The sequence below is a fragment of the Massilia sp. METH4 genome, from assembly GCF_037094685.1.
GTDB lineage: Bacteria > Pseudomonadota > Gammaproteobacteria > Burkholderiales > Burkholderiaceae_D > Rugamonas.
Genome location: NZ_CP146614.1, coordinates 4420531 through 4434691, shown reverse-complemented (window position 1 = coordinate 4434691; position 14161 = coordinate 4420531). Strand labels below are relative to the sequence as shown.

At 68.2% G+C, this 14161-nt stretch carries 13 protein-coding genes; 2 read left to right on the top strand and 11 right to left on the bottom strand.

The genetic code is table 11. The features are described from left to right. Position 1 precedes the first annotated feature (1 nt). Both V6Z91_RS19540 and V6Z91_RS19535 read left to right on the top strand, forming a co-directional pair. Positions 2-1075 carry a 2,3-butanediol dehydrogenase gene (locus V6Z91_RS19540; protein ID WP_338771944.1) on the top strand — a complete coding sequence of 358 codons (1074 nt, stop codon included), beginning with the start codon at positions 2-4 and terminating at the stop codon, positions 1073-1075. Positions 1076-1118: 43 nt separating this feature from the next. Further along, positions 1119-1709: a VOC family protein gene (locus V6Z91_RS19535; protein WP_338759937.1), complete on the top strand. Its 591-nt coding sequence runs from the start codon at positions 1119-1121 to the stop codon at positions 1707-1709. Positions 1710-1737: 28 nt separating this feature from the next. Here the strand turns inward: V6Z91_RS19535 and V6Z91_RS19530 are convergent, their stop codons facing one another. From V6Z91_RS19530 to V6Z91_RS19480, 11 genes are all read right to left on the bottom strand, one after another. Beyond that, positions 1738-3705: a sigma-54-dependent Fis family transcriptional regulator gene (locus V6Z91_RS19530; protein ID WP_338759933.1), complete on the bottom strand. Its 1968-nt coding sequence runs from the start codon at positions 3703-3705 to the stop codon at positions 1738-1740. 102 nt (positions 3706-3807) lie between these two features. Next, entirely contained in the window at positions 3808-5385 is a 1578-nt protein-coding gene (locus V6Z91_RS19525) for a GMC family oxidoreductase (protein WP_338759930.1), read from the bottom strand. Between the two features lie 37 nt (positions 5386-5422). Next, positions 5423-6004 (bottom strand): gluconate 2-dehydrogenase subunit 3 family protein, encoded by a 582-nt coding sequence (locus V6Z91_RS19520; protein WP_338759927.1) that lies wholly within the window; start codon positions 6002-6004, stop codon positions 5423-5425. A gap of 13 nt (positions 6005-6017) precedes the next feature. Continuing rightward, on the bottom strand, positions 6018-6791 hold the full coding sequence (locus V6Z91_RS19515; RefSeq protein ID WP_338759925.1) for a ligase: 774 nt from the start codon (positions 6789-6791) through the stop codon (positions 6018-6020). Continuing rightward, positions 6791-7492, bottom strand: coding sequence for a 2-oxo acid dehydrogenase subunit E2 (locus V6Z91_RS19510; protein ID WP_338759922.1), 702 nt, complete (start codon positions 7490-7492; stop codon positions 6791-6793). The genes V6Z91_RS19515 and V6Z91_RS19510 overlap by 1 nt, the downstream gene beginning before the upstream one ends. Before the next feature lie 3 nt (positions 7493-7495). Continuing rightward, on the bottom strand, positions 7496-7765 hold the full coding sequence (locus V6Z91_RS19505) for a lipoyl domain-containing protein (protein ID WP_338759919.1): 270 nt from the start codon (positions 7763-7765) through the stop codon (positions 7496-7498). Further along, positions 7762-8835 (bottom strand): alpha-ketoacid dehydrogenase subunit beta, encoded by a 1074-nt coding sequence (locus V6Z91_RS19500; RefSeq protein ID WP_338759917.1) that lies wholly within the window; start codon positions 8833-8835, stop codon positions 7762-7764. The genes V6Z91_RS19505 and V6Z91_RS19500 overlap by 4 nt, the downstream gene beginning before the upstream one ends. 22 nt (positions 8836-8857) lie before the next feature. Next, positions 8858-9868: a thiamine pyrophosphate-dependent dehydrogenase E1 component subunit alpha gene (locus V6Z91_RS19495; RefSeq protein WP_338759914.1), complete on the bottom strand. Its 1011-nt coding sequence runs from the start codon at positions 9866-9868 to the stop codon at positions 8858-8860. A gap of 343 nt (positions 9869-10211) precedes the next feature. Then, on the bottom strand, positions 10212-12440 hold the full coding sequence (locus V6Z91_RS19490; protein WP_338759911.1) for a TonB-dependent receptor: 2229 nt from the start codon (positions 12438-12440) through the stop codon (positions 10212-10214). Positions 12441-12661: 221 nt separating this feature from the next. Continuing rightward, on the bottom strand, positions 12662-13054 hold the full coding sequence (locus tag V6Z91_RS19485) for a DUF6379 domain-containing protein (RefSeq protein ID WP_338759907.1): 393 nt from the start codon (positions 13052-13054) through the stop codon (positions 12662-12664). A gap of 31 nt (positions 13055-13085) precedes the next feature. Next, positions 13086-14075, bottom strand: a complete 990-nt coding sequence (locus tag V6Z91_RS19480; RefSeq protein WP_338759904.1) for a TIM barrel protein — start codon at positions 14073-14075, stop codon at positions 13086-13088. Positions 14076-14161: the final 86 nt, after the last annotated feature.

The window sequence follows — 14161 nt, the reverse complement described above, 5'->3', positions numbered from 1 at the left end:
GATGCGCGCGGCGGTCTGGCATGGCCGCCACGATATCCGCGTCGACACCGTGCCGCTGCCGCCGCCCCCGCAGGAAGGCTGGGTGCAGATCCGCGTGCACTGGTGCGGCATCTGCGGATCGGACCTGCATGAATACCTGGCCGGTCCCGTGTTCATCCCCGTCGGCACGCCTCACCCGCTGACCGGCATCGAGGGGCAATGCATCCTCGGCCACGAATTCTGCGGCGAGATCGCCGCCCTCGGCCCAGGCGTCGAAGGCTTCGCGGTCGGCCAGCGGGTGGCCGCGGACGCGTGCCAGCACTGCGGCCGCTGCTACTACTGCACGCATGGCATGTACAACATCTGCGAACAGCTGGCCTTCACCGGCTTGATGAACAACGGCGCCTTCGCCGAACTGGTCAACGTGCCCGCCGACCTGCTCTACAAGCTGCCCGACGACTTCCCGGCCGAAGCGGGCGCCCTCATCGAGCCGCTCGCCGTGGGCATGCACGCAGTGAAGAAAGCCGGTTCGCTGCTGGGGCAAAGCGTGGTGGTGGTGGGCGCCGGCACCATCGGCCTGTGCACGATCGCCTGCGCCCGCGCCGCCGGCGCCGCCCAGGTGATCGCCCTGGAAATGTCGGGCGCACGCAAGGCGCGCGCGCTGGCGGTCGGCGCCAGCCACGTGTTCGATCCCTCGTCCTGCGACGCGCTGGCCGAGGTGCGCCGCGTCACGGCGGGCCTGGGCGCCGACGTCAGCTTCGAGTGCATCGGCCATCGCGACACGGCGAAACTGGCCATCGACGCGATCCGCAAGGCCGGCACCTGCGTGCTGGTCGGTGTCTTCGAGGAACCGAGCAGCTTCAATTTCTTCAACCTGGTCTCCACCGAGAAGCGGGTGGTCGGCTCGCTGGCGTACAACGGCGAGTTTGCCGACGTGATTGCCTTCATCGCCGACGGCCGCATCGATGTCGCGCCGTTCATCACCGGCCGCATCGCCCTGGAAGACATCGTGGCCGGCGGCTTCGAGCGCCTCGCGCGCGACAAGGAAAACAACGTGAAGATCATCGTGACGCCGGCCGCGGCGGCAGTGGCATGAACGCAGTACCACGTTTCGCATCACCACAACACAAGGAGACCCCATGCGCTTGAAACAGACCATCGCCTGCGCCGCGTTCGCGCTGGCACTGCCGCTCGGCGCCAGCGCCGGCATGCCCGGCATGAAGGGCGCCCACCACGTGGGCATCACGGTGCCGGACATGCACGAGGCCGTGCGCTTCTTCGTCGACGTGATCGGCTGCGAGGCTTCCATCGAACTGGGCGCGTTCAAGTTCGCCGATGACTGGATGACGGTCCACCTGAATGTCGATCCGCGCGCCGAGATCCGCCGCTTCCAGATGGTGCGCTGCGGGCAGGGCATCAATGTCGAAGTCTTCGAGTACGCCGCGCCCGACCAGGCCACCAGGCTGCCGCGCAACAGCGACATCGGCGGCCATCACCTCGCGTTCTATGTCGAGGACATGGACAAGGCGGTCGCCTGGCTGCGCGCGAAGGGCGTGCGCACGCTCGGCAGCCCGAGCACCTTCAAGGAGGGCCCGGCGGCCGGGCTGACGTGGATGTACTTCCTGGCGCCCTGGGGCCTGCAACTGGAGATCGTCAGCCTGCCGCGCGGCATGGCATACGAGAAGACGACGAAACCGCTCTTGTGGGACCCGCGCTACCCGGCCAGGTAGCGACGCCAAGGGGGCGCCCGGGCGCCCCCTAGCGCTGGTTCGGCGGCACGATGCCGAACTTGCGCATGTACCGGTACACCGTGGCGCGCGCCAGGCCCAGCTCCGATGCCGCGCGCGTCACGTTCCACTTGTGGCGCGCCAGGGCGGCCTGCAGCGCCGCAGGTGGTACGAGACGCGCACCGTCCTCGTCTTCCGTGTCGCTAGCCGCCGGCGGCGGGGCCGGCGGGGAAGCGCCCAGCCCCGCCCCGAACTGGCCGGTCAATTCCTGCGGCAGGTCGGCGTGCATGACCAGGTCGCCGTCGGTAATCGCCAGCGCGTAGCGCAGCACGTTGCGCAACTGGCGGATATTGCCCGGCCAGGCAAAGCACAGCAGCGCACGCATGGCATCGGTGCTGAGCTGCGCATCCCTGCCCAGCAGCTCCGCCTCCTCGGCCAGCACCCTCTCGATGAGATAGCGCCGGTCCTCGCGCTGGCGCAGCGGCGGCAGGTGCAGCGTGGCGCCGCACAGCCGGTAATACAGGTCTTCGCGGAACGTGCCGTCGCTGATCAGGTTGCGCAGGTCGCGGTGCGACGCGGCGATCACGGTCAGGTCGAGCGGCACCGGCCGGTCGGCGCCCAGCGGCAGCACTTCCCGCTCCGACAGCACGCGCAACAGGCGCGTTTGCAGGTGCAGCGGCATGTCGCCGATCTCGTCGAGGAACAGCGTGCCGCCGTCGGATTGCAGGATCACGCCCTTCATGCCTTTCGCGCGCCCGCCCGTGAAGGTGCCCGCCGTATAGCCGAACAGCTCGCTCTCGATCAGCGATTCGGGGATGGCGCCGCAATTGACGGCCACGAACGGCCGGGCGGCCCGGTTGCTCGACCCGTGCAGCGCGCGGGCGACGACTTCCTTGCCGGTGCCCGTCTCGCCGTGGATCAGGATGTTCAGCTTGCGGTTGACGAGGCGCTTGGCCTGGTCGAGCAGGCGGCGCATTGCCCCATCGTCGCCCGCCAGCCGGTCCAGCTCGGGGTGGCTGGCCGGCACGGCGCCTTCCGGTTCGGCGGGCAGGCGGCGCGCCGCCGGGCGCTGGCGCGGCGGCCGCACGCTGGCATAGAACATTTCGCCGCCGCCCCGCGCCACGATGGAACGCTCGCCGGCCTGGAAGCGCAACAGCTGGTGCAGGTCGGCCGGCGCCAGCTCGAACAGGTCGCCGAGTGCGCGCCCGACGATGCCGCCCGGCGCATCGTGGAACAGGCGGCGCGCGCCCGTGTTGGCGCCCACCACGTTGCCCGCCTCGTCGTAGGCCAGCATGATCTCGCCGCTGACCTCGACGAGCGCCCAGGTGGTGCCCAGGCGCAGGATCGCCCGGTCCTGGAAGTGCCGCAGGAAGTTGGCGTCCTCGATCAGCTGGGCGTACATCATCGTCAGGTGCAGCGCCAGGTGCTGGCTCTTCTTGCTGGGCGGCGATGCGAGGGCCGACAGGTCGAGCACCGCGAGGAACTTGCCTTCCGGGTCGAACAGCGGCGCCGCCGAGCAGGTCAGCGGGATGTGCGTGGGATCGAAATGATCGGCCTGGTGGCAGGTCAGCGCCGTCTGCTCGGTCACGCAGGTGCCCACGGCGCACGTGCCGGCCGAGCGTTCGCTCCATTCGGCGCCCAGGTACAGGCCGGCCCGCTTCAACTCGACGGCCTGCGCATCGTTGCCGATGTAGTCGACGGTGACGCCGGCGGCGTCCGTGAGCAGCAGCACGTAGCCGAGGCCGGACACGCGCTTGTGCATCTGTTCCATGCCCACGCGCGCCACGCCCATGAATTGCTCGATCTGCTCCTGGTGCGCGCGCAGCGTGTGCGAGGTCACGATGTGCGGGGCCCTCGGCCGCGCGGGGTCGAGCCCGTAGTCGCTGATGCAGCGCCGCCACGACCTGAGGATCACTTCGTCGGCGGCTTCGCCCTGCGCCCCTTGCAGGGCGGCCGACAACACGTGTTCGATGTGCCGGCTGGTTGCGGAATTCGTCATGCCTGTCTCCTGCTGCGCCGGCAACTCATTGATTGCCGGTCATTGCCCGCTTGTAATGATACGTCAACATGGCCCCGCCGCGGCGCGGGGACCATCGTACGGCTACAGCGCGCCGCGCCCCAGTTCGGCGGCGATGTGTTCGGCCTGCCGGATCGCCAGCGCGACGATCGTCAGCGTGGGATTGGCCGCCGAACTCGACGTGAACTGGCTGCCGTCCGAGATGTAGAGATTGGGGATGTCGTGGCTGCGCCCCCATTTGTTCACCACGCCGTCGCGCGCGTGCGCGCTCATGCGGTTGGTCCCCATGTTGTGGCTGGCCGGGTAGGCCGGCATGTCGATCACGCGCGTGGCGCCCACCGCCTCCGACAGCTTGCGGAACTGAGCCAGCCCGTGGGCCGCGATGGCGTCGTCGTTGCGGTGGTAGGTCTTGCTCACGATCGGCACGGGCAGGCCGTACTGGTCCTTCTCGGTCGGGTGCAGCGTGATGGCGTTCTGTTCGCGCGCCATGTCCTCGCCGCACACCCAGATCGCCGTCATGTGGTCGTACATCTCCAGCGCGGACGTGACATCCCTGCCCCAGCCCCCCGGCTTCATGAACGCGGCCGCGTACGGCAGGCCCAGCGCCAGCCCTTCCAGGTAATAGCCGCCGTTGAAGCCGCGCCGCGTGTCGGGCGGCACCTCGTCGGCAATTACGGCGCCGATGTCGAAGCCGCGGTTCATGTACACCGGCTTGCGGTGGATCGCCAGCGCCGCGGCCGTGGAATGGTTCATGTAGTTGCGCCCCACCTGGCCGGACGAATTGGCCAGGCCGTCGGGGAACATCGCCGACGCCGAGTTGAGCAGCAGGCGCGGCGATTCGATCGAGTTGCCGGCCACGCACACGAGCCGCGCCTTCTGCAGCACGTGGCGGCCCTTGCGGTCGGCGTACAGCACGCCGTTCACCTTGCCGGCCCTGTCGTGGCGGATCTGCAGCGCCATGCTCTCGGACCGCAATTCCACCCGGCCCGTTTCCACGGCGCGCGGCACTTCCGTGTACAGCGTCGACCATTTCGCGCCAATCTTGCAGCCCTGCATGCAAAAGCCGATCTGCATGCAGCCGGGCCTTCCGTCGTACGGCTGCGAGTTCGAGGCGACGGGCCGGATGATGCGCTGGTAGCCGATCTTGCGGGCCCCGGCCGCCACCACCTTCGTCTGGTTACTTTCCGGCATGGGCGGCAAGCCGCTCGCGCGCGTTCCCGCCACGCCCATCTTCTTTTCCGCCAGCTCGTAGTAGGGCTGCAGCTCTTCCAGCGTGATGGGCCAGTCCAGCACGTTGGCGCCTTCCACGGCGCCATACACGGTACGGGTGCGGAAGTCGTGCTCCTGGAAGCGCAGCGCCACGCCGGACCAGTGCACCGTCGAGCCGCCCACGGCCTTGACGATCCAGGCCGGCAGGTTCGGATAGGTTTTCGTGTGGTGCCAGCCGCCGGCCGAGATACGCTTGTCGAGCCAGGAAAGCTTGTTGAACATGGCCCATTCATCGTTCTCGAAATCGGCCTGCGTGAAATGCTTGCCCGCTTCCAGCATCACGATCTTGTCGACGCCCTTGCGCGCCAGCTCGTGCGCCAGCGTGGCGCCGCCGGCGCCCGAGCCGATGATCACGACCACGTCCGGGTCGTTCAATGCGAATTTCCTGCTCATGCTGTCTCCTGTATTGTTATGGTGCTGCGCCGGCCGCCTACAGCCAGTCGATGTCGTTGAACCCGCGCGCCAGGTAGCCGCCCTGCTCCCATGAGGAGCCCTCGTAGCCGAGCAGGGGCCAGACGGCCTTGTTGTCGTACAGGCTGGTCACCATGTCGCCGCGGATCTTCTGGAAGAAAGGCGTCGCCTCGATCCCCTGCAGCAGGGCAACGCGGTCGGCTTCGGCCGGCACGGCGGCGTAGGCCGCGCCGAAGCGGGCCCTGGCTGCCGCGTCGAGGTCGCGCACGCCGGCGCGCACCATCGCGGCCAGCGCCTTGTCCTTCGCCATGGCGCGCTCGAGGGGGCGCAGCGCATCGGCGTAATAGCGTTCGGCCAGCCGGTCGTGGGGAAATACGTCGCGCGCCATGCGCAGCAGGGTCGCCGCCGCGGGCGCGCCCAGCACGCGGAAGGTCCGGGCAAGCCCCGCGGCCGCCGGCTCGCCGAGCGCGGCGGGGGTCACCGCCGCGATGCCCAGGGCCATCGCGCCGCCGTGCAGGAAGCCCCGCCGCGTCACGGTGATCGTTTTCGGCAGCACGCGCATGCCGGTCCCGCCGCAGGCGGGTTTGACTGGTTCGTTCATCTTGGTCCTTTCATCAATGCGACAGGAAGAATTGGCGTTGCGCCCTCGGCGTGGGCGGGCACGCAACGGTGGCGTCGGCGGCCGCCCCGAGCACGTCGGTCAACATGTGGTGCAGGCGCTCGGCCAGCACCTCGGCGAGGATGGGCGCGCCCAGCTGCTCGGCGAACGAGGTGGTGCGTTCTTCCAGCAGCGCCGCGTCGGCGGGCGGCTGGCCGAGCGCATCGCACAGCAGCGGCCAGTCGGGCCGGCCGATGAGCGTGCCGGAGGTCAGCAGCACGCCGGTGCGCCGCCGCAGCTGGGCGAGCCCGACGATCTTGCGCCGGCCGACCACCACCTCCCATGGCGAGACGCCGCCATAGCAGGCCCACTTCAGCCCCCCATCGGCCTCGCGCAGCCGCACCTCCTCGGGAGGAATGGCATAGGCGGCGATGCCGATATCGCGCAACAGGCCCGCGTGCAGCGCGCCCAGCCAGCGGTAGCTCGACAGGGTGCCACGGCCGAGCAGCGGGTGCGCCGGCGGCAACACGATCGACGCGCTGACCATCCACGGCCCGGTGAGCACGGCACCGCCGCCCGAGCCGCGCTGCACGACCGCGCCGGCAAGCGTATGCGCGCCGTCCAGCCGCTCGCGCAGGGCCCCCTGCGAGCAACCGAGCACCACGCCCGGCGCGCGGTAGGTCCACAGCCGCATGCGCGGCTCGGTCACCGGCTCGTCCAGCTGGGCCGCGTTCCACGCCTGTTCCTCGCGGCAGGTCACCGTGTCGATGAAGACCGCACGGTTGTCCATCACAGCCCCTCCGCCGTTTCCAGGCGCTGCTTCAGCGCCGTCAGGAACAGCGCGGCCGGATAGCCGTCCACCGCGCGGTGGTCGAACACCAGGTGCAGCCCCATCATCGGCGCCACCACCACGCCGCTCCCCCGCGCCACCGGCCTGGCGGCGACGCGGGTCACGCCGAGGATCGCCACTTGCGGCGCGTTGAGGATCGGCGTGAAGCTGTCGATGGCGGTGCCGGCCAGGCTGGTGACGGTGAAGGTGCCGCGCTGGTAGCTGCCGGGGGACAGGCTGCCGGCGCGCGCGCCCTCGGCCAACTGGCGTGCTTCGGCCGCCAGCTCCGCCGTGCTCTTCTGGTCGGCATTGCGCAGCACCGGCACCATCAGGCCTTCGTCCAGGCTCACGGCCAGGCCCAGGTTGATGTCTTCCATGAGCTCGATATCCTTGTCGAGCAGCCGCGCGTTCAGGCGCGGATGCTCGCGCAGGCACAGCGCGACGGCGCGCAGCACGTAGGCCGTCAGGCTGCTCCTGGCGCCTTCGCCGGCGGCGTCGCGCAGCGCCTGCAACGCCGACACGTCGGCTTCGATCGACTGGGCCACGCGCGGCACGCGCCAGCCCTGTTCCATATTGCGCGCGATCGCGCCGCGCATGCCGGCCAGCGGTACCTTGCCCGGCTGCCCGGCCGGGCGGTCCTCCACAGGGGTTGCGGTGCCCATGGCCTAGTCCCCGATCCGCGCCAGCGGCTGCGCGCGCCCGAACGTCTCGCCCGCCGCCACCAGCAGCGCCGTCACGCGCCCCGCCACCGGCGCGGTCACCTCGTGCGTCGTCTTCACCAGCTCGGCGATCGCCAGCGGCTGGCCGGCCGCCACCTCGTCGCCGGTTGCCACCAGCCATTCCTGCAACAGGGCTTCGGTGCCCTCCTCGACGTCGTCCCACACCCCGCCTTCCAGCCTTGCTTCGGTCATTGCTTCGGTCCTTGCTTCGGTCATGCTGGTGCTCCCTGGAGTAATGAATTGATCGGTTTTCCTGCTTCCATCAGGCCGCGCACGGCGTCGGCAATGGACTCGACTTGTGGAATCACGGCCTGTTCGAGCGGCCGGCTGAATGGAATCGGCACGTCGGGCACCGCCAGTCGGCGCACGGGCGCGCGCAACGGCACGGTGTCGAGGTGCTCGGCGACCAGCGCGGCGATCTCGCCGGACAGGCCGAAGCTCAGGTAATCCTCGTCGGCGACGAGCACGCGACCGGTCCTGGCCACGCTGGCCAGCACGGCTTCGCGGTCGAGGGGCACGATGGTGCGCAGGTCCAGCACTTCGACCGAGATGCCTTCGCCGGCCAGCTGCTCGGCCGCGAGCGCCGCCTTGTGCACCATCTGGCTGAGCGTCACGATGGTGACATCGCTGCCCTCGCGCACCACGCGCGCCTTGCCGAACGGGATCGCATACGCCTGTTCCGGCACCGCGTTCGTGCTGCCCTCGAAATACGACATCCACGACAGGCCCATGATGCCCTTGTGGTAGCAGAACACCACCGGGTTGTTGTCGCGGATCGCCTGGATCATCAGGCCCTTCGCGTCGTAGGCATTAGACGGCACCACCACCTTCAGGCCGGGCATGTGGGCGAAACTCGCGTACAGGCACTGCGAGTGCTGGGCCGCGTCGTTGTAGCCGCCGCCGATGCCGGTCGTGATCACCACCGGCAGCTTCACCGCGCCGCCGGACATGTAGCAGTTCTTGGCCATGTGGTTGTAGATCTGGTCGAAGCAGACGCCGAAGAAGTCGACGAACATCAGCTCCGCGATGGGCCGCAGCCCTTCCGCCGCGGCGCCCACGGCCGCGCCCATGAAGGCGGTTTCCGAAATCGGCGTTTCCATCACCCGTTCCGGGCCGAAGCGGTCCAGCAGGCCGGTGGTGGCGCTGAAGATGCCGCCGTACCTGCCGATGTCCTCGCCCATGACGAACACGGACGGATCGCGTTCCATCTCCTGGCCGATCGCCTCGGCAATGGCCTGCGCCATCGTCAGCGTGCGCACGGCGCCGTCTTTGCTGCTCTCTTGCATGGTGTCTCCTGGTATCAAGTCTTCAATCGGCGAAAACGTGCTCGAAGGCGTCGCGCGCCGCCGGATACGGGCTTTGGCGGCCATACGCGAAAGCCGATTCGATGCGGCCGGCGATGCGCATGCGCAGCACGTGTTCGCGCCCGTCGTCGAGCAGACCCGCGCCGCGCAGGGCGGCGGCCAGCCGCGCGATCGGATCGTCCTGGCGCAGCGCGGCGCCCTCGCCCTTCGGGCGGTAGTTCTCGGGGTCGCCCTGGAAGTGGCCGAAGTAGCGGTCGGTCTTCACCTCGATCAGCGTGGGGCCTTCGCCACGGCGCGCGCGGGCGATGGCGGCGCCCGCCGCCGCGTAGACGTCGATGGCGTCGTTGCGCTCGACGAGCACGCCCGGCATGCCGTAGGCGGCCGCGCGGGAGGCATTCGACGCGACGGCCGTGGACACCGATTTCTCGACCGAGATGCCGTACTTGTTGTCCTCGCAGACGAAGACCACGGGCAGCTTCCACACCGCCGCCAGGTTCAGCGATTCATGGAACGCGCCCTGGTTGGCCGCACCCTCGCCGAAGAAGGCGACGGCGACGGAGTCGGTGCCCAGCTTGCGGGCGGCCAGCGCGGCGCCGCATGCCTGGGGCGCGCTGGCACCGACGATACCGCTGCACGAAAAACGGGTCGGCACGTGGAACAGGTGCATGTGGCCGCCCTTGCCGCGACCCAGCCCCGTGTCCTTGCCGAACATCTCGGCGGTCATCGCGTCGAGCGGCACGCCCTTGGCGATCGCGAAGTGGTGGGAGCGGTGGGCGCCCACCACGCTGTCCTGGTCGCCCAGGTGCGCGCAGACGCCGACCGCCACGGGTTCCTGCCCGGCGGCCAGGTGCATCTCGCCGGGCACGGGCCCGGCCCCGATATCGAACGCCAGCCCCTTCTGGATTTTCGGCGGCAGCTTCCCTTCCATGTAGACCTTCGCCATCGTCTCTTCATAGGCGCGGATCTCGATCATCTTCTCGTACATCCAGAGCAGGTGTTCCGGTGTCGGCTTCATCAGTACTGTCTCCTTGTAGGTGGTCCATGCGCGGGTCCGGTGAGGACAGGCAGCGCATGCAGGAGACGTTGAGCAAATTCGATGCCACCACGCGTTTGACGTGCGTGAGGACCGTTTTGCGTGGAAAACCGGGGAGATGGGAGGGAAATGCGCGCAACCGGCGCCGACACTTGTCGCAGGCGAGGCGGCGCCTGCGACAAGTGTCTCAGCCGGCTCGGCGGTCTTGCCGGGTGAGGCGCGGCAAGCGCGTGGCGGCCGTGCCCGGAACGTGGCGCCGGCGTAGCCAGCGGCTACATGGACGGGGCGCCGGGCATGGCGGAGCACGCCATGCCCGGCGAATGACTCAGAAGTTGTAGGCGGCCCGCACGCCGAAGGTGCGCGGATCGTTGAGGAAGAACGAACCCGGCACGCGGCTCTCGATCTTCACCGTGTCCTCGATGTTCTTCACGAACAGCTGCACGTTCCAGGTGCCGTCCGGGTTCGCGTAGCCGATCGACGCGTCGGATTTCCAGTACGAAGGCTGGCGGTAGCGGATACCTTCGACCGGGTCGCTGATGTAGTACGACGTCGAGTGCCGGGTGTTCACGGTGGCCGTGATCTCGCCGCCGTTGGCCACCGCGAAGTGATGCGTGTAGCCCAGCCCGACGGTCGATGTCGGCGCCCGGTCCAGCTTCTGGCCCGAGAAGTCGATCGTCGCGGTCGGCTGGTAGTTCTTGTATTTCGCGTCCGTGAACGCCAGGCTGGCGCGCAAGGTGCCGTCGCCCAGCACGCGCAGCTGGCCCTCGAACTCGGCGCCGTCGACTTCCGAATTGGCCGCGTTGGCCGTGAACGAATGGCAGGAGGCCGGATCGTTCGTGCGGCAGGTCGTCGTCGTCAGCTGCTGGTCTTCGTACGCATAGTGGAACACGTTCGCCGACAGTTGCAGGCGGTTGTCCAGGAAGCGGCCCTTGATGCCGGCCTCGTAGGCCTTCAGCGTCTCGGGGCGGTACACGCCCGTATCGCGCTCGGCGTTGAAGCCGCCGGCCTTGTAGCCCGTCGAGATGGAGCCGTACACCATCACGTTCTGGCGCAGGTCGTGGTCGATGCCGAGCTTCCAGCTGGTGTTATTGAAGCGCACGTCTTCCGAGTAGGCCTTCGAGCTCTCCGTGGCCGGCGGCACGGCCGCCTCGCCGGACAGCGGATCGTAGCCGGACTTGCGGTCGCGCGTGCGGCGCACGCCGGCGATCAGGCGCGTATCGGGACGGATCGCCCAGGTGGCCTGGCCGAAGGCCGCCGTGGACTTGTTGTTCAAGGTGGCGAGGAACGGCAACTGGATGTTGAACTGGCCGAATGGCGCGGTGACATAGGTCGTGTAGGCGGCGCGGCGGAAGATGTCCTCGTCGAACTTGTACACGCCCGCCACCCAGCGCAGCGGCCCGTTGCCGGTGGAGTTCAGGCGGAACTCGTGCGATACCGCGTCGCTGTCGCCGATGTTCAATGTGGTGAACGGGAAGCCGAAGTACACGCCGTTGTTCAGTTGGTCCAGCTTCAGGCGCATCTTCGCCAGCTGGTAGGTGACATCGATGTCGGCCACGCGGGTCTTGAATTCGCCGCGCAGCGAGGTCGCCTCGTTGTCGCGGTGCGAGCCGGCGTCCTGCTTGAACTCCCAATAGGTGGTGCGCTGCACGTCCTTGCCGCGATCCACATACACAGGGTCCTTGATGTGGTTGCCACGGCCCGCCGGCGTGAAGGGCAGCTTGCCGACCAGCTCGCCGTCGAAGAAGTTCGTGATCGGTACCGGTGAGGATGCACCGCCGCCGATCCTGTTCTTCTCGGCGGTGAGCAGCAGGCTCGTATCCTTGCCGAAGTTGCCCAGCAGGTGCAGGCGCGCCGACTTGTCGTCCTGGCTTTCCAGCTCGATCGTGTTCGGCCCCGGGTTGTAGTAGGAATCGTGCTTGTTCGTGTTGATGGCCGCGCGCATCGCCCAGTTCTCGCCGAGCGGCACGTTGAGCATGGCGTCGAGCCGCTTCGTGCGGTAGTTGCCGATCTCCACGCCCACCTTCCCTTCCAGCTTGCGCGTGGGCTTGTTCGTGATCAGGTTGATCGCGCCCGCCGTGGCGTTGCGGCCGTACAGCGTGCCCTGCGGGCCGCGCAGCACTTCGATGCGGTCCAGGTCGAAGAAGGCGGCCGCCTGCGCTTCGTAGCGTGGAATGTAGGCGCCGTCGACATGGAAGGCGGCGGAGGGGTCGCCCTTTTCCGTCATGTCCAGGCTCGTCACGCCGCGGATCGATACCTGCAGCATGCCGCTCTCCTGGGCGATTTCGACATTGGGCAGCGCCTCGGCCAGGGCGCGCGGGTCGTTCGTGCCGGCGTTCTTCAGGTCGTCGCCGGACACGACCGACAGCGCCAGCGGCGTCTTGCTGGCGGGCTGCGCCACCTTTTGCGCGGTGATGATCACTTCGGCGATGCCGCCGCGGTCCGGCCGTGCTTCCTGGCTGGCGTCACCGGCCTGCGCGGCGACGCCGGCCGACAAGGACAGGCAGCCGGCGGCGCAGAGGGCATGGGCGATGGCGCTGGGCTTGGGGTGCTTCATTTTCGTCTCCTGGTTATCCGGCGGTCCTGGACCGGCCGTCAATTCTGTGTTTGTGCGAAAAATGATAGGTGCTGAAGGACCCGTTTCGATGCCCCGGCCGGCGTGATTGTTTGGATGCCAGGGATCGACGCGGTGGATACTGCGCGGCCGCGCATGGGCGTGCGTGGGGAACGGGCTGGCAACCAGGCCAGCCTCGCCTTCGCGGCCGCGTGATGTTCCCGTTAAGTGTGCGCCGCCTCGATGGCCGCGCGTGCCGTGCAGCTGGTCACGGGACTCCACGGCAGGTAGGAGATGCGCAGCTGGACCGCCGCCGTCACCTCGTGTTCGCCGGGCGGCAGCCCGCCGGGCTGCAGGACGGTGACCTGCGCGACTTCGCCGAATTCCCAGCGTTCGACATATTCGGTCTCCAGCTCGTCGAGCGTGAAGGTCATGCCGCGCACCGTGAAGCGCACGTGTTCGCGCGGGACCCTGTTGCCGTCCACGGTCAAGGCGATATCCTCGACGGCCGAGAGGATCTGGCCCCGGTAATACGGCAGGCGCGCGCCCAGTTGCCAGCCGGCGCCGTCGTCGGTATTGCGCACGCTGCCGGGATAGATGATGTGCTGGTCGTACATGGTTTCTCCTTTTCTTTCCAGACCGCGGTTGTCAGACTTCGCCCAGCAGGCGCTTGAACATTTCCTGTTGCCGCCGTACCTGCTCGCGGCCGTCGACCTCGAAGGCATCCTCGATGTGGCGCTGGCCTTCGTATTCGCTGGACAGGTGGCCGTCGTAGCCGCCCTCGATCAGCACGGGGATGATCTCCTCGTAGGGAATGGCCGGTTCGCGCCCGCTGTCGTCGATCTCGTAGAACTTGGCGTGGATGTTGAAGATCCACGGCATGAACTCGAGCATGCGGCGCGGATTGCTCCAGATGTTGTGGCGCAGCGTCTCGGCCATCTGCAAATCCACGGCGTTGGCGCCCATCTTGCGCACGTCCATCAGCACGTAGTCGGGCAGCACGCGCGCGGCATGCGCCTGCAGGATGAATTCGACGATCTTCGGTGTCGCGCCCATGCGCAGGAAGCGGTCGCGGAACACCGGAGGGTAGTTTTTCGTGTACATGCCCATGTCGGGCACGTAGCCCACGTGGTCCGAACCGGTGGCACGCGTGAGTTCCGTGTAGCGCAATATCCATGGGTGGTCGAAGTGGAAGGGCGAATGCACCTCGATGCCCATGCGCACGTCGAGTTCCTCGGCCAGCGGCACGCAGGCGACCACCACTTCCGGCGGCGTGTTGACGATGATGCGCACGTTCCGGCAGCCGATGCGCTTGGCGAAGCGCAGGTCGCGTTTCAGGGAGGCGACCATCTCGTCGAAGTTCAGCTTGCGGTCCTTGTACAGCTTCACGTCCAGGAACATGTCGTGGCATTGCGGATACGCGCCATGGCGTTCGAGCGAGGCGAACCAGCCGGCCACCTGCTCCTCGGGCACGTCCGGGAAGCCGGTGAACGACTGTTCGCTGACGACTTCGATGCCGCGCGCGCCGAGGCCGGCGGCGTGGGCGATGCAGTCGTCGAGGGTCATCTGGCGAAGGAAGGTCTCGTACTGGTAGCTGTACAGGGAGACGCCGCGCTTGATCTGGTGGGATGTGGTCATGTGATTCCTCTGGATATTCGGGATGCAGGGGTCCCTGGCCCTGTCGCGGGCCCTGGTGAATGGTGGGGAAAACCGGTGTCCGATAT